This window comes from Synoicihabitans lomoniglobus (assembly GCF_029023725.1).
In the GTDB taxonomy this organism is placed as follows: Bacteria; Verrucomicrobiota; Verrucomicrobiia; order Opitutales; family Opitutaceae; genus Actomonas; species Actomonas lomonigloba.
Genome location: NZ_CP119075.1, coordinates 5791548 through 5810411, shown reverse-complemented (window position 1 = coordinate 5810411; position 18864 = coordinate 5791548). Strand labels below are relative to the sequence as shown.

The following is an 18864-nucleotide window of genomic DNA, read 5'->3' as shown; positions in this document are numbered from 1 at the left end:
GTCGGGGAAAAGGGGCTGACGGGGTTTGGGGTGAAAGACACAACGCGTTCGAAAATGCGCTGACGAAAAACCTGATACTCCGACCCGACTTTGAGCTCATGTCATCTTTTGTGCGCATCGTTGCGTAAGTGAGATTTTCCCTTGTGAAACCGGCACCATTTCGGGCCATCATGATTCATCCCCCCCGCCCCGCGATGCGCCCTGTGCACCGCCCCGACCATTTCCCGCCCCCCGTCCCGTCGCGCATTGATGATGTTTCCACTCCGCTCGAATTTTGCCGCATCCCTGGTCCGACCAATCCCGACCCCACCACCTCCGGTAATTTTTTCCCGAGTCGGGTTCAGATGGCTCACTTTCAGCCTGGGCGTCGCGTGCTTTTCCAGCTCGATGCTCCCGGCCAACCCCGAGGCACCGCGCGGGCACACCGTGCGGCTCGCGCCCGGTCTCTCCGTGCATTCCGAGCCTCACTCGCCCGCACCGGAATTCGATGCCTGCAGCGACGCCCAATCGGTCTGGTTCAGCCGCGACGCAAGCTTGTGGCAACGCTCGGCGGAGGCAAATCAGCCCACCGAAATATTGCGCATCAGCGGCTCCGCCCCCGCCGACGTGTTTCCGCTCCTGACCGGCCCCGTGCTCGGCCCCGACCGCCTCCTCTACTTTGCCACCCCACCCCAGGCCGTTCGTCTCACCCGCGCCGACGGTTTCGCGCTTGAACTGCCTCCCGCCGGCACCGTGATCCGGGTCCGCCCGGATGGCAGCAATCCCGAGCTCGTGGCCACGGGGCTGCGCGCTCCGACCGCCCTCGCCTTCGACGGCTTCGGCCGCCTTTGGGTCGCCGACCAAATGGCGTCATCCGCACCGACCACCCACTTGGTCGAAATCATGGAGGGCACCGACTACGGCTGGCGCTCCGACCAACCGAGCGACCTGAGCGAGTCCCTGCGCACCTCGCTCACCGAATTCAACCTGCCCGCTATCGGCTCTCTTTCCGGACACGTCGTCGGCATGACGTTCCAACCGGGCGGTGGATTCACCCGCAATCCAACCAACGCCGATGGTCCGGTGTTGTTCGTCGCGTTCACGCACCGCCTCCCGGGAGCCAGCGGTATTGATGCGTATCAACTAAATGGTGACGGCGCGATTTTGATCGGTCGCCCCACCCCGATCCTGCGCGGCGTCATGCCCCGAGCCCTCACGTTCACTCCCGATGGTCGGCTCCATGTGGCCGGTGCGTCACCTCACTCCTGCATTTCGATTGCGAGCGCCGAACCGGCCATCGCCACGAAGCCAACGCTTTCCCTCGCCTCGGCGCCATTGTCCGAATTGGCCCGGCTGCTCCGCCACCGCCACCCTTGTCAACGCAGCGCCGCTCAGCATGAACTGAGTCGGCGAGGCCACGCGGCCCTGCCCACGCTGCGCCTCATCGCGACGGACTCCACCCTCTCCGCAACGCCTCGGTTCCATGCCCTGTGGGCCATGGCCGGGTGCGCCGATGAGATTGCCGGAGCCCTCAATGACCTGCCCCGATTACTCCGGGACCAAGACCTGGAAATACGCGCGCAGGCGGCACGGTTGGTGGGCGACCAGTTCCGCATCGAGGCTTACCCTGCCCTGCTCCCGCTGTTGCGCGACGAAGACTCCGACGTGGTGTTTTTTGCCGCCCAAAGTCTGGGCAAATTAAAGCGACCCGAAGCCGCCTCCGCCCTGATCGATCTTCTCCACCGCAACGACAACCAAGATTCCCGGCTACGTCACGCGGCGGTCGGGGCCCTCACCCGCCTCAACCACCCGGAATCGCTCAAGCTGATGGTGGAAGCGCAGTCTCGGGCCGTGCGCCTCGGCGGTGCGCTGGTATTGCGTCGGCTGCGCGACCCCATGCTCGCGGACCTGCTCGATGACTTCGACCCCCTCGTCGTGCGCGCCGCCGCCAGCGCCATCAATGACACCGCGATCGACGAAGCGTTGCCCGCTCTCGCCGCCACCTTGTTCTCCGCGCCCCTCGACGACGAGGCTTTGGTGGTGCGCGCCATCAACGCGCACTTCCTTTTGGGCGCGCCCGAAAATGCCGCAGCCTTGGCCAAATTCGCCGGCTTGCCGTATGTGCCCGCCCGGCTGCGGGCCGAAGCCCTGGAGCAGCTCGGACGTTGGGCGACACCGCCACAACGCGATCGTATTTCCGGACAACCCCGGACCCTCGCCCCCCGCGACCCGGCGCCTGCCAAGGAGGCCATTACCGGCTTCCTCCATCAACTCAGCGGCAACGCGCCGGAACTCGTGCAAATCGCCTCCATCCATGCCGTCGCGACCCTACACCTCGGCGGCACCGGCCATGCGTTGTGGGATGTCGTTTACCAAAGTGATCATCCGGTTCGCACCCGCATCGCCGCCCTCCAGGCGCTCGAAACCACCAATGATCTCCGCCTCGAAGTAGCGGCTCAGACCGCCGGCCGGTCCCACCACCCCGCCCTGCGACTCGCCGCCCTCCCCATCCTCGCCCGCCGCCATCCCGGTGTATCGCTGCCCACCATCGAATTTCTGGTGGCTAACGGCACGCTCCGCGAACGACGGGAGGCCTTCGCCGTCCTCGCCACCATGGACGACGAACGGGCGGATACCTTGTTGCACCAAGCCTTGCAGGAGATGCTCGACGGTCTCCAACCCGCCGCCGCTCAGGTCGAACTCCTGGAGGCCGCCGCCATGCGCTCCGACCCCGAGGTGCTCCGGCTGGGAGCCGCTCTCGAAGCCGAGCTCGCGACCCGCGCGTTGCCCGGCGGTTCGGTCTCCGCGGGGCGAGCAATTGCGGAAGGAGACAGCGTCGCAGCCTGTTCAAGCTGTCATGAACTCTCGGATACCTCCGACTCCAACCTTTTCCCTGTGGGCGGTCCGGCACGACTCGCCGCCCTGCCTCATCATCCGCTGCCCGGCGGAACCAATCTGGCGAGCGAGCTCACCCTCCGCCAACGGCGCGACGTGACGGCATGGCTCGCTTCACTGCAGGCAAACGCGCCCCCCGCCGAAGCCGCACTGGTCACGCACGCGTTGACTCCGAGCGCTCCCGAGTAATCTAGGCGCGGCCGGGACCTTCCTTGAGCAAGGTCTTCCCCTCAAGCCACTTGCCTGGGACCATAATTTCGTTGGGGACTTCCGGCACCCCCAATTCCGACCGATTCATCATACCCGTCAGCGTCTTCACGGCCTGGGCCCCGATCTGGGCGCCCGAATAGAAAACCCCCGCATGGTCGAGTTCCGGCTGTTCATTGCGCAGCTCAATGACGCCCACATCCTGCGGCACCCGGATTCCGGCCGTTTTCAACCACTCCAGCACCGGCGTTGCCCAAGTCACCAAAATCGAGTCCGGTCGCCACTGTTCATACCACGCCAGGAACCGTTCGCGGTCCGTGGGTCCCTCGTCGTAAATGGGCAGATGGTCTTCCGGCCGCAGCCTGCGTTGCTGGCACAAATAGGCTCCGATCCAGCGGTGACCGACCCGCGGGTAGTCGTTGGGGGTCGAAAAAACCAACCCGATTCGTTTGTATCCACGATCCAGGCACTTCTGCATGGAGTAGAGGCCGGTGCTGAAATGATTTTCCCCCACGTGGTGCACCCGTGGAGAACTCAGGGTGATGCCCAGCGCCACCACCGAAAAGCGCGACCAGTCCAACTCGAGACGATGAACGCCGAGCGGCAACCGATCGATCAGGATTCCGGTGATGCCCCGCGACCACAAAATATCGCCAAATCGCGCGGGTGTCATGCCGGGTTCGGCCATCCAGAAATGCTCCAACTTGTAACCCAATTCCTGGGCGCACGCATCGGCTCCCGGATAGTAATCGGGGCCCATCATCACCGGCGGCCGCCAACCGTAACGGGTCGGGTAGTTGGTGACGTAGGCGATGACGACGTTCTTTTCCTTACGCCCTCCGCGGCGTGATTTCATCAGCGCGGTCACGAGTGGATTCGCCCGGTAGTCGAGCTCCCGGGCCGCCTCCTTGATCAACTTGCGCGTCGCCTCAGGAATGCTGGGATGATCCTTCAGCGCCCGCGACACGGTCGACCGATTCATTCCCACCTTGTCCGCCACATCCTGAATCGTTGCCACGCGAGCCATCACCGGCACCGAAGAGCCGATTCTGCTCCATGTCCAGCGCCAACCGTGTGTTCCGGGATACTGAAAATTTCAATGGCACCGATCGTCGAAAAACGGCGTCCTGGCCATTTCCGGCTACCATAAGTTTTACCAGCCATGCCGCCGAGGAATTTCATATTGGCCGCGTTTAACGGGTCTTTGCGGCAAGCTGTTCGAAAGAGTCGTTTGGTTTCAACCTAAGGTATGTCGCCCAACCCCGGCGCGGCCGCAGGCTCCACACGCCATCTGCCCCATGAAACGAAAAACGCTATTTTTTATCGCTATTCTGCTCACCCCTCCCTTCGCCCGCGCTGAGACTACGGTTGCTGATATCGAGGCCGTGACCGCTTCCTGGGCCGCCGCTTACAATACCCGCGACCCAGATAACGTGGTGCGGCTTTACGCCCCGGATGCGGTGTTTTGGGGCACCGTCTCCCCCACGCTGCGCGATACCCCGGAGGAGGTCCGCGACTATTTCAAGGGTATGCCCGAACGGCCTCTGGCGCGCGTCGAAATCGGTGACCATCGCGTGCAAATTTTCGGCGACATCGCCACCAACACCGGCTTCTACACGTTTTCCAATACGGACGAAAACGGCATGAAGTCGTCCCTGGCCTCACGTTTCAGTTTCACCTACCACCAACGCGACGGCCATTGGTTCATCGTCATGCACCACTCTTCGCGCGTGCCCCAATAGTCTTCCCCACCCTCCCCATGCTACGCTTGATCTCGTTTCTTCTTTTGGCCGCCGGGGCGACCGCCGCCGAGTTCCCCGACCGACCGCCTGCCGACGTCACCTCCGTCATGGATCGCGACCAAATGATGGCTCAGGTGGGCGTCTCGTTTCCCGACCATCAACCTCCGCGCCTGTCCGATCCCAACCGCCCGGCCGACGCCCGCCCTCGCGACCCGGCCAATCCCGACGGCAATTGGACCGACGAAAACGGCAACGTCGTCGTGCGCGGCGGATTCGGCCTCTGGGTGACCTACGATGACGAGCAGGCCTACGACTACGCTCCCATCGATCTGCTCAAGATGAACGACGGCACCGCCGTGCGCACCGCCGACGACTGGTGGACCAAGCGCCGTCCCGAGGTGCTCCACGACGTGCAGGATCAACTCTACGGTTTCCTGCCGCCCGCCGCCGCAATGCCCGGCGTCACGTGGTCCGTGTCGTCCACGATCGGAGGCTCGCTCAAGGCTCCCTACGTTGAACAAACCATTACCGGCACCATCGACACTTCGTCGTATCCGGAAGTTCGCGACGCTCCGTTGATCAAGGCCCGCTTAAGGTTTCCGGCCTACGCCGAAGGTCCCGTGCCGGTCATCATTCTCGTCGGCACGCGCGGATTCGAGAACCTCTACGACGATTTCATCGCCCCCGAGGGCTGGGCGCTGTGCTCGTTCGACATCAATGCGGTGCAGCCCGACAACGGCCAATACCTGACCAGTTATCTCATTGGTCTCGTCAACCGTGGCAACTGGCGCAAGCCCACCGACGCGGGGCAACTCGTCGCCGGTGCGTGGGGCATCGGTCGCCTCATCGACCATCTCGAAACCAACGCCAACATCGACCCGCAAAAAATCGGCGTCACCGGCCACTCCCGCTGGGGCAAGGCCACGACCGTCGCGATGGCGCTCGAGCCTCGTCTCGCGATCGCCTACCCCAGCTGCGGCGGAGCCGTCGGTCCGAGCATGATCCGCCGCCATTGGGGCCAGAATCTTGAAAACCTCGCGTGGGATCGCGAATACCACTGGGTCAACGGCAACGCTTTCCGCTACATGGGTGAGGTCACCCCGGGTCAATACCTGCCGCGCAAAGTCGCCAACCTCACCGTCGATGCGCACAGCATGATCGCGCTGGCCGCGCCCCGCCCCGTCTTTCTCAACGGCGGCACCCAGGACACGTGGTCGGACGCCCCCGGCACCTTCCTCGCTGGCGTCGCCGCCAGCCCGGTGTATGAATTACTGGGTGCCAAGGGACTCGTGGCTCCGGCCGATGGTCCGGTGGTCGACGAAGCCTACCTCGCAGGCGACATCGGCTTCCGCGTGCACGATGGCGGCCACACGCCCATGCCCGATTGGCCCGCTTTCGTGCAGTTCGCTAAAAAGTATTTCGACTAAACGAACCGGCCTACGCGCCGGGGTTCGGCGGAGGCGGCTCATCGGCCGCGAGGGCAAGGTCATGGTCGTGCGCCCAGCTCTGAAGCAACCGCTCCCGCGCGGCTTCGCGAAACGCATACCAGGCATCGATCACTTCGAGCCGATGAGCGGTGTCCTTGAACCGGCGAAACGCGCCCTTCCCTTTGAGCGCCCGCCATAATTGATGCTGCGCCTCTCCGCCCGGCATGTCGTCGACGAACTCCTCCATCCGACGGTATTCGTGAAAATCAAACTTCGATGGCAGTTCCACGTAACGCGCCGTGGCGGGATCCGCCACAATCGCCCGCACCGCCGCAATGACATCGTCCTCCCATGGACTGCCCATGGCCCAGGATTCATCGTCCAGGTCCTCCTCTGCCGCGTTATCCGCCTCGCGCAACACCTCCTCATCGAACGTAAGCACTTTGCCTGTCTCTCGATCAACATAGGCGTGCCATTCCTCCGGCATTTCAAATCCGGACATGAGATCATACATGCGCACGGCGACTGTCATGATGCGATAAAGCCAAAACGATTCATGGGGGATTGGGCAAGACGAGAGGTCATCACCATCACGCCACGGGCGGCCGGGTCTCGATAACGGGCTACTCTGCAAAAACGCCCACGCTTGTTATTGCATGACAAAGCTCACGTTCACACTCGCGGTCACACTGAGTTGGCCGATGGAGAGTGTTCCCTCCCCATTGTCCGGTGTGCCGCCGGGTTCGAAGGACGTATTCTGGACCAAATTCATGCGGCCTCCGACGTGCCAGCTACCTCCCGCGCCCCATCCCATTTGATCCGACGCCGATACGGTCTGCACCGGGCCGCAAGTGACGCCCAACTCCGCGCACAGCGCTTCGGCTTTTTCCTTCGCCGCTTTGACCGCCAATGCGCGCGCTTGATCACGATGTTTCCGAAATTCCGACGTATGGTATTGAATGCCGTGAATGTGGGTGACGCCATTCGAGAGCAGCCCCCCGGACAAACTTTCAAAGCGTCCCAGGTCGGTGAGTTTCACCTCAATGGACTTACGCACAATGTAGTGACGCGGCACGATTACGGCGGAGTCATGGTAGTAAGGCTCGACACTCACAAAGTCGGTTTTGACGTTTTTGTCCGGCACGTCGTGGGCCCGAAGGTAGGACAGCACTCGGCCCACGCGGCTATCGTTCTCATCTCGAGCTTTCGCTAGGTCAGGATGGCGCGTATCCACCCCGACCCGTAAAAAGATGATGTCCGGGGTGACCTTAACCTCGGCCGTGCCACTGACGGAAATGGTCCGGAGGGGAGGCGGCGCAGAATGAATCTGAGCGGTGAGCCCGGTCGCCGAGAGCAACAGTCCTAACGACAAGAGCAGGGGAAGGGAGCAGCGTTTCACAAGCAGGAGTCGGCCCAAGGAACGGCCGTAGGGGATTAAAGAACAAACGAAGGCGCGGAGCGCGCAAAACCACCATCATTGACCGGTGGTAAACCACTCTCATCGAGATCCCCAACCCACGCGACTTGTTCCGCCTGAAAAATAAAATAAGCTGAAAGAATCAGCCACCACGTGGCGTTTCAAAGGGGTGTTTTAGTTTGGTTGTCGTGAGGTGAAACTCGGTCCTTGGCCGGTCTCACCTCGCGGCTCCCTCTTACTACCCTCGTCCCCTACCCCTCATGATTGGTCCGATCCCCCTTATTCGGCCGGCTCTATTGGTCGCTTGCTCCGCCTTGCTGACCTCGCCGTTGACCTTGTGTGCTCAAAGTTCGGCCGCGCTGCCGACGCTGCCTTCCGCCATTCCGTTCGACGTCACCGTCGTTCCCCCCGTCAGTCTCGACAGCCTCCAACACGATTTCGATGTGCTGTCCTGGGAAACCTTCTCCGCCATGAACTGGCCGGTGCTGCCCAACGGGCAACCCGATACCTCTCAACAAATCGGCCAAAACGGTGACAACGCCACGGTCTGGGAAACATGGAAGGAGTCCGCCGCCGTGTTTTTGCCCGGTGGGGTGAAGCCCCAACCGTGGGGCACCGCCGACGAAGGGCCCATCCCCGAGGCCTGTCAGGCCATGCTCGAACCGGGCATGCGGGTGTTCACCCGCGTGGGCAAAACACCGGGCGTGCTGACCGAGAATGTGCAGCCCTTCGACACCGGTCCTCTCATTGATCAAAACGGCCGCTACGCGCGTTTCGAAATCCTCCTCAACGAGTCGATGTTCGACACCATCGTAAACCAAAAGCTCTACAACAAAGCCGCCCAAGCCTCCATCGACAGCGTGGTCTTCGACTGCGGCGATACCACCACCCAGCAGGTCGGCGCGATCATGGTAAAGGCGTCATGGAAAATCCTCAACGAGACCGAAATCACCAGCGGCCGCTTCCACAAGGTCAAGGCCCTCATCTACACCGCGCCGATGGACAACCCCAAGATCGACGAAAAATGTGAGATTCAGACCGTCGGCCTCGTTGGTCTGCATATCGTGCACAAGACCAAGGAGGCTCCGCAGTGGGTTTGGACGACGTTTGAGCACGTCGACAACTGCCCTTCGGTCGACGAGCTCGACGCCAAGGCCGCCTATAGTTTTTTCAACCCGGCCGACACCATGTCGCCGCACAACGAGCCGCCGCCGCGCCCGTGGGATCCCAACGCCACCGAACCCCCGTCGCGTCGACCGCAGGTCGTGCGCCAGGCACCCATCGACGCGCCGACGGCCGCGCTCAACGCCACGTATCAGACGGCCCTGCGCGCCATAAACCCGCAATCCGTGTGGCAATACTACGAGCTCGTGAGCACGCAGTGGCCCACCGCGCCCGCCACGGATTGTGATGTCGCCACGTCCGCCCCCGCCAACATGAGCGGCACACCCGCCCCGCAATTTTTGGCCAACACCACCCTCGAAACCTACATCCAGGGCCGCACGCCCAACGTCTCGTCGAGCTGCATTGAGTGTCACCTCAACGCCACGACCACCAACGCCACCTTCTCCGATTTCACCTATCTTCTCGAACGGGCGCAGTAACGTCTGCGCACCTCCCCTCCGTCATGAGCACCACCGCCCTCCCGCTTGATACCTTCGTCGCGCTGTCCTCGGCGCTGACCGGCATTGCCGCCGAGCAACTTAAACCCGCCATCGATCCCATCGGCATCGCCGAGCAATACCTCGCCACCCTCATCGAAAACGTCGACGCCGCGACCCTCGCCCAACTCGACGACGCGTTCGATGCGGACGCCCCCACGGATTCCGCCGCCGCGATCCTCGCGGATCCCACCCTCGGCAATCTCGCCCGCAGTATCATCAAGCTCTGGTTGCTCGGCTCGTGGTATGATCCCGCCACCCCCGACCGCGCCGTCAATGTCGTCTCCGCTCAAGCCTACAAGGAAGGCTACGTGTGGCGCATCATGCAGTCCCACCCCATGGGCTACAGCATGTTCCCCTACGGCTACTGGAACGATCAGCCGCCGAAATTCTCGGACTTCATCACCCTCGCCCAACCCTCAACCACCGGAGGCGCTTCCCATGTCTGAGTCCACCCCTCCTCCCACTCCCGACTACGATGTCGTCATCGTCGGGGCCGGTCTCGCCGGCTCCATCATCGCCTATCAACTGGGCTCCGCCGGTAAAAAGGTGCTCGTGATCGACTCCGGCGTCGCGGTGCCCACCAGCCGCGAAGCCTACATGGAACGGTTCTACACCGCCTTGGCCAAGACCCCCGAATCACCCTACCCCGACAACCCCAACGCTCCCCGCGCCACCGTGCTGCAACTCGGGGCCGACGGCGCGTGGAAGGATCCCGCGAAAACCTACCTCGACCAGAGCAGCTCCACCCTGCCCTTCAGCAGCACCTACGAACGGCGGGGCGGCGGCACGTTTTGGCACTGGTTGGGCAGCAGCTTCCGATTCCTGCCCGATGACTTCAAACTCGAGACCCTCTACGGCCACGGGAAAGACTGGCCCATCAACTACGATGACCTCGGTCAACCACTGCCCGGCAACACGTCCGCCTACTACGACATGGCCGAGCATGAAATCGGCGTCTCCGCCAACGTCGCCGACCAAGGCTACCACGGCGTGACCTTCACCCCGGGTTACGAATACCCCAACCCCGGCATCCCGCTCACCCTCACCGACGAGCACTTTCTCAGCGCCGTGAACGGCAAACTGTCGTTCGAGGGCGAGGCCGTGACGGTCTACCCGACTCCGGCGGGTCGCAACTCCCGGCCCTACGAGGGGCGGCGAGTGTGCGCGGGCAATACCAACTGCATTCCCATCTGCCCGATCCAGGCGAAATACGATCCGACGGTCACGCTCAACAAGGCGCTCAACACCGGCAACGTGACGGTCATTTATCAGGCCGTGGCCGACAAGGTCCTCCTCGATGACGCCCACCAAAACGTGGTCGGTATCCACTACATCACTTACACCAAGGAGACGGTGCGGTCGCCCTCCGGCGAAGGCGTCGCCGTTGGCAAAACCTACGTGCTCGCCGCCCACGCCATCGAGACCCCCAAGCTGTTGCTCAACTCCCGCGACCAACTGCCTGCCGGCGTCGCAAACGTCAGCGGTCAGGTTGGCTGCAACCTGATGGACCACCCGTTGTTCCTGCGCTGGGGCCTCACGCCGGAATCCACGTTTCCCTATCGCGGTCCGCTCGCCACCGCCGGCATCGAAAGTTTGCGCACCGGCGCCTTTCGCAAAGAACGGGCCGCGTTCCGAGTCGAATTTGGCAACGAGGGATGGAACTTCACCGCCGGTGATCCGGAGACCACCACCCTGGACTGGACCGACGGGACCAACCACAGCGGCACCAATCCCGACCAAAAACGCCTCTTCGGCACCGCCTTGATCGACAAACTCAACGACCTGTTCACGCGTCAGTTCAGGTTCGGGTTTCTCGTCGAGCAGTCCCCCGAGGATTCCAACACCGTGACGCTTTCCGATTTGAAGGACGAGCTCGGCATTCCCCGGCCCAAGATCAACTACAACCTCTCCGACTACACCAAGCGCGGTTTCGTCGCGGCGCAGCAGTTGACCGACGAAGTGTTCCAAGCCGCCGGTGTCACCCCCTTCACCAAACCGCTGGCCCAACTTAAACTCGATCCCGGCTACTTCACCTACACCGATCCGGTGACCGGTAAGACCAGCGATTTCGAGTTCTTTGGCTCGGGCCACATTGTCGGCACGTGCCGCATGGGCGATTGCGCCGAAGACTCGGTCATCAATCGCCATCAACAGAGTTGGAACCACCCCAACCTGTTTATCACCGGCAGCACGATTTTCCCCACCATCGCGACCGGCAACCCTTCCCTCACCATCGCGGCCCTCGCTTTCTGGGCCGCCGACAACGTTAAAGCACAACTGGGAGACTAGGGGCGGTTTGGGAAAGACGAGGCCCCCGGATGACCATTCACTCTACAAGCAGAGTAGCGCCAGTTTTGCATCCGCTTCGCGGATACGCATCGTGATTCACGGTATTGGTTGGTCTGCGGACCAACTCCGGGAAGGGAACGGATCGTTGGGGAACGAACCGTTCCCTTTTCTGTGGGCTCCTCCCGCCGGGTCGTCAGCCGGCGCTGGTTCGCCCCTCGCGACCGCCCTACGACGCGGCGCGGTTCAGCGACGGACGCGCCGTCGGCAGGCTTGCGCCGTCACACCACGTGCCTTCGACGAGCGTGGTGGTGCCGAGCGCCGGCAGGCCAAACCGATGCTGCTCCAGCTGGATCGCGAGCATCTCGATCGCCGTTTCGCCAACCACCGGGTAGTTGGGCCGCACACCGGCGATATCGGCCGCGGAACTGCTTAAGTCCAAATCCACAAACGCCACGTCGTCGGGGATTGTCGCACCGGCCGCTTGCAGCCATGGCAACACGACGCGACCACACCCGAGCACGACCTCGGGTTTTTGCGCGTCGAGCCATCGGCGCACCTGTTGGGCGGGAGAACCGGCGAGCGACGTGACCGCGGTCGAGTCGTCGGAGGGCGTGGGACTCAACACGGGAATGAGCGGCGCGTCCCGGGTCATGAGCAGCTGACCTTGCAGTTGCGCCGCCCAACAACACGACGTGACGTTCAAGCTGTCGCGCTGGACGATCATGCCAACCCGGCGGTATCCGCGCGTGCGGAGATGTTTCATCGCGGTGTGCACACTGCGTTGGGTATCGGGTGCCACCCGCGTCATCCGGGGCGAGGTCGGCAGGTTGCCAATTTTGATCCCGCAGAGCCGCTCCCAGTTGAGCTCCACCGCACAATCGCGTCGGGGGTCGAACGCACCAAGCACCACGCCATGGATACTGCGCGACTCGAGAATGTCGCCCATCCGGCGGTGCGTCATGTGCGGTTCGCCCAGCCAGAAGCATTCGAGACGATAGCCCAACACCTCGGCCCGAGCTTGCGCGCCGGCAAAGATCGCCGCTTGCGTGGGATCTTCGCGCCAGCCCCAACGATCCCCCCAATCGGTCAGGTAGGCGAGAGACGCGCGGTGGCTACTCGAAACCTTGCCGTTGCGGTAATCGGCGAGCGCTCGCAGCGCGGGATCGGGTCGATAACCAAGTCGGTCGGCAATGCCCCGCAGGCGCCGCCGCGTCGCTTCCGGAATGCTGGGATGTCCCCGCAGGGCGAGGGAGACGGTGGTCTTGTGGACGCGGGCCTCGCGGGCGATATCCGCCATAGTAATACGTTTGGTCATGGTCCGGTCGGGTCGGAGCCACGGCGGGCGCAAGCGGGGAGAAAGGGCGATGACGTTCGTATTGAGTATTTTAATACTCGATGAAAATCATACCGAGGAATCATCGGAGGGGCAGGTGTCATCGGGCTGGTGAGTATAACCCTGACGACCACTCGCGGCCCGCCATTTTATTAAGCAGGGTTATTCCGGTTTTGAGATCAGGGAGATGTTCTCTAATCCGCTCCCGCACGGAGCCTTCCGCCGGTGATGTTTTTGTTCCGCCGAGTTTCAGATAAAATAAAAAAACGCTCACCGGCGAACCGGTGAGCGTGGAGATCCAAACTATGCGTGCAGCGCTTAGAATTTGAACGTGTTGGTGAGCGTCCAGCTCTGGTGCGGGCCGATGCGATAGGTGGCGGGCGTGCCGTCGGGTTGCACGGTGACGGGGATCAGGTTGTTACCCTGCCCCACGTTGCGCACATTGAGTTGCACGCGCCAATCGATCTTCTCACTGAGCTGGCGACTGTAACCCACCCAGAGGTCCAAGTTCGTCTCCGCTGGTCCGCGATACGGATTGGTGAGATCGAAGTTGGCCTTGGTCGGGATGGTCGGATGCGGAATCGGCGGGAAGCCCACCACCACATCATCTTGCCACCGAATGGCCCCGCCAACGTTGACGCCTTTGAGGATGCCCTCATCGAAGTCGTAGTTGGAAATGGCATTCAAGCGCCACTCGCGCAGCTCGGGCACGTTGGTGCCTTCCTGCAGTTTGCGCGCGGCGTATTCGGCGCCGACGTTGGTGTTCCATTGGAACAGGGCGCGTTCATTGCCCGCGCCGCCCCACCAAATGCGGAGATCGCCGACGCCGCCGTCGGCGCCTTCATTGAGCGCGGCTTCATAGGAGTCGATGAACGCGTTGAGGTTTTCGCCACCGATGTTCTTGCGCACGGCGGTGGTTTTCGACGCGTTGAGCGTGAGCCGCCAGTTGCGAGTCGGTTGGGCGTTGAACTCGATTTCATAGCCTTTGGAAATCGCATCCTCGGTGACAGTGAAACCGGCGGGCTGTGTGGCACTGATGCCGTCGTTTTGCCAGTCCACCAGATCGATGCCCCAGGCTTCATAGAAGCGGGGATCAACGGAGGCCTGCCAGGCACGCCAGGCGGCGATCACGTTTTGTTCACGCACGGCGGCGGCGGCGGCATCTTCGCCGTTTTGACCGGCGCCGAAGTTGTAACGGCCGTTATCGTCGTCGTCGTCGGCTCCCTGGGTGTCGATCGTGTTGCCGCGCAGGTTGAACTCGAAGCGGTTGACCCAGTTGCCCGACCAAGCCTGCGAGTTGCCAATGAAGCCGACACCCGAGAGGGCGGAGCTGGAGCTTCGCACGACCTCGGTTTCATACTTGTTCACTTTGAGGGAGAAGCGACCGCTCTTGGATTCGATTAGGAAACCCGCATCGGTCGTCGTGCCGGCGGGTGCATCCAACGGCACCCCGTAGACATCCACCCGCTCGGCGGCGGGTTGGAAGTTTTCGGACTTGTTGTAGAAGACGGTCGTGAGGAACGGCAGGCGTTCGGTCGCGTCTTTGATCAACGGCAACTGGTCCAAATGGGCCACGATGGAGAAGCTGTTGGACTCGACCTCGATCTCGTTGAAACCGTCGGGGTCGATCTTGTAGATATCGCCGGTGAGCTTGAGCCGATCGGCGGGGCCGACGCTACTGCCATCCGCCTGGGTGTTGGTATCGGCGGAAGTGCTCCAAGCGCGCGCGACGTCTTTGCGCCAGCCGTAGGTGCCGACGACGGCGTTGTCCCAGAAGTGGGCCTGCCAAACGAAGGCTTCGGAGTCTACCTCGTTGCGAGTGAGCCGAGCGAAGGTGGTGTGCGCATCGCGATTGGCGCCGTTATTGTCCTCGGAGTCGGTGATGGTCACCGGCTCGTAGCGCCAGCCGACGTAGTTGGCGATGTTGTTGGCCTGCGTGTCGATGCGGGAGCCGGTCTCGTCGGTGTCGGGCGTGGTCGGATCGTCATAGTCGTTGAACGGCGAGATGTCCGGGTAGTAGGGATTGAGCCACTCGTCGTCGAAACCGACGTCGGGGCCGGCGTTCCACGTCATGTCGAACACGCGGATGGCGTAGTCGCGGGGCATGTCAAAACGCGTGGTAACACGTGGAATATTGGCCCCGGCGGCCGTGGAGGCGTTAAGGAGCGAATCCCCCAGATAAATCACGGAGTGCGGCTGGAGGTAGTTGGAGTTGAAGTTGTTGTTGGCCAAATCTCCCCCGAGGAAATCCATGTATTCGCGGTTGATGTTGTAGCGGATCCAGCGACGGGTGTCGGTGTCCTGCGATTCCGACGCCACGAGCCCCGTGAGGGTGTGTTTGCCGAGCAAGCGCTTCAGCGTGCTCGGGTTACCTTCGCGCGCAAAATCGTGCGTGAAGAATGCGGTGGCGCGAAAGCCATCGCGTTCCGAAACGAACGAGTTGTTGCCGCCCCCACTGGTGCCCCCGACGAAGGGGCGACCGACGTTGGAGTTGGGCGTGCCGTCGGCGAAAGGTTCGTTGCGACCATCGGGGGCCGCGCCGGCGATGCCCTCGGCGGTGCCGTCGGAGTAGACGGAGTTGAAGTCGATGAACAGACCCTGGTTGGCCCCACTGAGAAGCGAGAGCTGACCGTTGTCGTAGGACTCCTGATTGAAGACAATTTCGACGCCGAACTTGTCGTTCATGAACGTCTGCGCGAGCGAGATGTTAAACGAGTCGAAGTTCTGCCACTCGCCTTTGTTGGGGCCGTCGATCAAGTTGTTGTAGAAGTCGAACACACTCGGGTCGGTGAGGCTGTTGTCCTTATAGACGCCCACCTGCGCATAGGGCAGTTCGGCGCGCACCGCGTAGTTGGAGTAACTGTTGACGCCGCCCATGCGATGAAAACCCAGCGAGACATTGTCGTCGATCGTGCCGTCGTCGGCCCGTCCCCCCTCGCCCGACTGGTCACGGATCTCACTCTGCTGACCGAGCGAGGGGCTCACGCCGCCGTTGCCATCGAAGTAGACAAACGGGCTCTCAAAGGCGTTCGCGAAACCGCCCACCCACGGATTGAAGGAAGGGTTCGGGCTGCCGGCGTCGGGGCCCCCATTGATGGCGGGACGGGTCTGACCATGGTTCGGTCGGCCGGTGTTGTCGTCGCGCAGTTGGAAGGCGTTGAACGTCTCACCGTTGAGGTTGTTGAAGGAACGTGGCTGACCGTTTTGCACGCCCTGGTAAGTGCCGGTGTAGAACCACGGCGTGATATAATCGAGCGGAGGCAGCGTGCGCGGCCGGTTCGAGGTGATGGCACCGTCCTCAAAGCTGGCCTTGAGGATCGTGCGAGCCGAACCCCGCTTCAAGAACTCGGGTTCGAAACGCACGGCCGCGAAGATACGTTCCGAGTCCTGAAAGGCCGGATCCTGCTGATAACGCGTGTCGTCCTTGAGCGCGGCCACGCGCACCGCGAGTTGGTCCTCCAGGAGCACGCGGTTGAAATCGACCGAGGCGCGGGCGCTTCCGTAACTGCCCACGCGGAAAGCGACCTCGTGGGAGTTTTTAAACGAAGCCTGTTTCGAACCGGAGTTGATGATGCCGGCAGGCGAACCCTGGCCGAACAAGATGGAGTTGGGCCCCCGTTGCAGATCGACGCGGTCGATCGAGTAGCCATCCCACGGGATGCTGGTGGCGAAGAAATCGCGCGTATTGTCGGCGGCGGCCAAACCGCGCACCCGGGTGTTTTGGTTGGGGTTGGCGAAGCGCGACGACTCATCGAGCCGCGAACCGTCACCGAACCCCGCGAAGTTGCCGCCGATGTTACCGACCTCGGTGCCGGTGGTGTATTGCAGCAGACTCTCGTTGTCGGTCGCCGCGATATCGTCGAGAAACTGCTTGGTCACGACGGTCACGGCATTGCCGATGTCGCGGAGTTCGGTGTTGAGACGATTACCGGCCAAGGTGGTGGCAGCGGTGTAGCCTTGTTCTTCTTCGGCGGAGACCTCAAACGGAGACAGCACAACGATGTCTTCGTCATCGATCTCCGTGTCGGCCGTGGACTGGGCGAATGCGGCACCGGCGACAAAAAGCGCCGAAACCGCCCCGATCGTCGACCGACGCAGGGATGTATTTCTAATGGTATGCATGGTGTTGGTGTAGGTCATTCATACGCCGGACCGACCGGTCGGATGAGGGGTGTTTGGTAACAAAGCCCGCCACCAAAACAGTGACGGACGCAGCTGGACCAAAAGGGGGAAACGCACGTCACCGCGGGGTTCGCGGGCGGGCCCACGACGCGGAGCGCCGTGCAGATCGGGGTAAGTCGCATAGGGGAAGTCGGGGGAGCTGCGGGAAACATCCGCGAACCTCCCGGCCCCGGCGCGCTCTCGTTCATTCGCCTTGTAGAGTAGCCCACAGCCAATACCCGTCCGAGATTCGCCTCCATCGACGTTTCGGCCCAACCAGCGCCGCCCAAGCCCTCGATGTCCCGAACCGCGCTGGGCCTTTAGCTCAATGGTTAGTTTCGAGAAATCCGCGACCGCGGACGACGACACTCCGACATCGGAATCCGATGTCGGCACAGGGTCAGGTCAGGTGACCAGAGGGTGTTCAGGTCTTATGCTCACCCTTTGAACGTGTCAGCGGAAGTTCGACCGTGACGCTCACGCCGCCTTGATCTGCGTTTCTAAGGCGAAGACGACCACCGTGAAGGCGCGCCGCCCGATCTGCGATGGTCAAGCCGAGTCCGGCCCCCCGTTCCGAACGTGATACATCCTCCCGCGCGAACGGTTTAATATAATCTTCGGGTCTCCCGCTGCGAATCCCGGGCCCGGAATCAGAAACTGTAATCGACACCACGTCAGCGCTGCAGGTCGTGGTCACCTGAATGTTCGTTTTGCCATAACGCACTGCGTTATCGATCAGATTCTCCAAGACTCGCCTGATCGAATTCCCGCGAAAAGCGAACCGAGGGATCGGGCCGAGGTTGGCTTCCAGCGTGTGGCCGCGAGCCGCGTAGCGTTGAATGGTTTCTGCGATGAGAGCATTGAGATCGTGCTCGGCGGGTTGCTCTTCGTTGCCGTCCCGGGCGTAGTCCAGAAACTGACTGAGAATCGCATCCATGTCTTCGATATCGTGAACCAAGGCCGGATCTAAATCGTTTTTGGCGAGTTCCACTGCGATGCGCATGCGCGTGAGCGGCGTTCGAAGATCGTGTGAAATCCCTGCGAGCATGAGTCGGCGTTCGGCCTCGAGCTTGATCAAATCCCGCGACATCTGGTTGAACCCCTCCGCGAGCGACTGAATCTCCTCCGGTCCGCTCAATGCCAGGGTGCCCGGTGGCTCGCCCCGACCAATTGCTTTCGCTGCGTCGGTGACGTAGCGCAGCTTCCTGATGATCTGAAACACGATCAAATAGGATCCCCCGACGGCTAAAACGAATAGCACCGAGAACAGCAAAAACTCGGAGGTCAGGATGGTGCCATCCTCCGGTTCCGCCACGAAGTTGAACCAGAAAAACTGACCTCGCGCAGGGAAGCGCAGCCACGTGACCTCCCCTTCCTTTTCCTGGAGGCAAAGCACGGAGGTGCCGAAGCGCTGCTGCATCAGTTCGATCAGATTGCCGGGCACATCATCGGGGGCGTGGGGGACAAGTTCGGGTCGAGGCTGGGAATCGGGGACGATCTTCAGGGCTCGCAACTGAGGCAGGTGCAGCGTCTCGATGGATGCGGGATCGGCGGCGGGCGGCTGGCTCTCGATGAGTGCTTGAGCCATGACGACCATATCGACGACTTGTTGATCGTAGGCCGGCTTTACCTGAGTCTCCAAGAGATAGCGCGCCGCCGCGGTCCAAAACATCTGACCAATCGCGAGCAGCATTCCGAGGTAGAGCGCTGTGCGGACCAGGAGCGTTTTGGGGAAAAATGTCATGATGTT

The 18864-nt window shown here is 62.2% G+C and carries 12 protein-coding genes; 6 read left to right on the top strand and 6 right to left on the bottom strand.

Going from position 1 to position 18864, the window contains the following annotated elements:
* Positions 1-387 precede the first annotated feature (387 nt).
* On the top strand, positions 388-3063 hold the full coding sequence (locus PXH66_RS22640) for a HEAT repeat domain-containing protein (protein ID WP_330929534.1): 2676 nt from the start codon (positions 388-390) through the stop codon (positions 3061-3063).
* Position 3064: 1 nt separating this feature from the next.
* Here the strand turns inward: PXH66_RS22640 and PXH66_RS22635 are convergent, their stop codons facing one another.
* Positions 3065-4108, bottom strand: a complete 1044-nt coding sequence (locus PXH66_RS22635) for a LacI family DNA-binding transcriptional regulator (RefSeq protein WP_330929533.1) — start codon at positions 4106-4108, stop codon at positions 3065-3067.
* 271 nt (positions 4109-4379) lie between these two features.
* Between PXH66_RS22635 and PXH66_RS22630 the strand changes: the two genes are divergently transcribed.
* Positions 4380-4823 carry an SgcJ/EcaC family oxidoreductase gene (locus PXH66_RS22630; protein ID WP_330929532.1) on the top strand — a complete coding sequence of 148 codons (444 nt, stop codon included), beginning with the start codon at positions 4380-4382 and terminating at the stop codon, positions 4821-4823.
* 17 nt (positions 4824-4840) lie between these two features.
* Positions 4841-6250: an alpha/beta hydrolase family protein gene (locus tag PXH66_RS22625; protein ID WP_330929531.1), complete on the top strand. Its 1410-nt coding sequence runs from the start codon at positions 4841-4843 to the stop codon at positions 6248-6250.
* A 10-nt stretch (positions 6251-6260) separates the two neighbouring features.
* Here the strand turns inward: PXH66_RS22625 and PXH66_RS22620 are convergent, their stop codons facing one another.
* Together PXH66_RS22620 and PXH66_RS22615 are read right to left on the bottom strand one after the other, a co-directional pair.
* A complete protein-coding gene (locus PXH66_RS22620) occupies positions 6261-6782 on the bottom strand; it encodes a hypothetical protein (protein ID WP_330929530.1) in 522 nt (173 codons plus the stop codon).
* Positions 6783-6899: 117 nt separating this feature from the next.
* Positions 6900-7622, bottom strand: a complete 723-nt coding sequence (locus tag PXH66_RS22615) for an SIMPL domain-containing protein (protein WP_330929529.1) — start codon at positions 7620-7622, stop codon at positions 6900-6902.
* A 305-nt stretch (positions 7623-7927) separates the two neighbouring features.
* Here PXH66_RS22615 and PXH66_RS22610 point away from each other — a divergent pair, with 305 nt between their 5' ends.
* The 3 genes from PXH66_RS22610 to PXH66_RS22600 are packed head-to-tail and all read left to right on the top strand — an operon-like array spanning position 7928 to position 11620.
* The gene (locus PXH66_RS22610) at positions 7928-9271 is read left to right on the top strand and encodes a hypothetical protein (RefSeq protein WP_330929528.1); all 1344 of its coding nucleotides are present in this window, start codon (positions 7928-7930) and stop codon (positions 9269-9271) included.
* On the top strand, positions 9199-9777 hold the full coding sequence (locus PXH66_RS22605) for a sugar dehydrogenase complex small subunit (protein ID WP_330929527.1): 579 nt from the start codon (positions 9199-9201) through the stop codon (positions 9775-9777). Before PXH66_RS22610 ends, PXH66_RS22605 begins: the two co-directional genes overlap by 73 nt.
* The gene (locus PXH66_RS22600) at positions 9770-11620 is read left to right on the top strand and encodes a GMC family oxidoreductase (RefSeq protein ID WP_330929526.1); all 1851 of its coding nucleotides are present in this window, start codon (positions 9770-9772) and stop codon (positions 11618-11620) included. Before PXH66_RS22605 ends, PXH66_RS22600 begins: the two co-directional genes overlap by 8 nt.
* A 226-nt stretch (positions 11621-11846) precedes the next feature.
* Here PXH66_RS22600 and PXH66_RS22595 read toward each other — a convergent pair whose 3' ends face one another.
* The 3 genes from PXH66_RS22595 to PXH66_RS22585 all read right to left on the bottom strand — a co-directional run bounded on the left by PXH66_RS22595 (position 11847) and on the right by PXH66_RS22585 (position 18858).
* Complete coding sequence (locus PXH66_RS22595) at positions 11847-12935, bottom strand: LacI family DNA-binding transcriptional regulator (protein ID WP_330929525.1); 1089 nt, start codon at positions 12933-12935, stop codon at positions 11847-11849.
* Between the two features lie 336 nt (positions 12936-13271).
* The gene (locus PXH66_RS22590) at positions 13272-17075 is read right to left on the bottom strand and encodes a TonB-dependent receptor plug domain-containing protein (protein ID WP_330929524.1); all 3804 of its coding nucleotides are present in this window, start codon (positions 17073-17075) and stop codon (positions 13272-13274) included.
* A 463-nt stretch (positions 17076-17538) separates the two neighbouring features.
* Complete coding sequence (locus PXH66_RS22585) at positions 17539-18858, bottom strand: ATP-binding protein (RefSeq protein WP_330929523.1); 1320 nt, start codon at positions 18856-18858, stop codon at positions 17539-17541.
* Positions 18859-18864 lie beyond the last annotated feature (6 nt).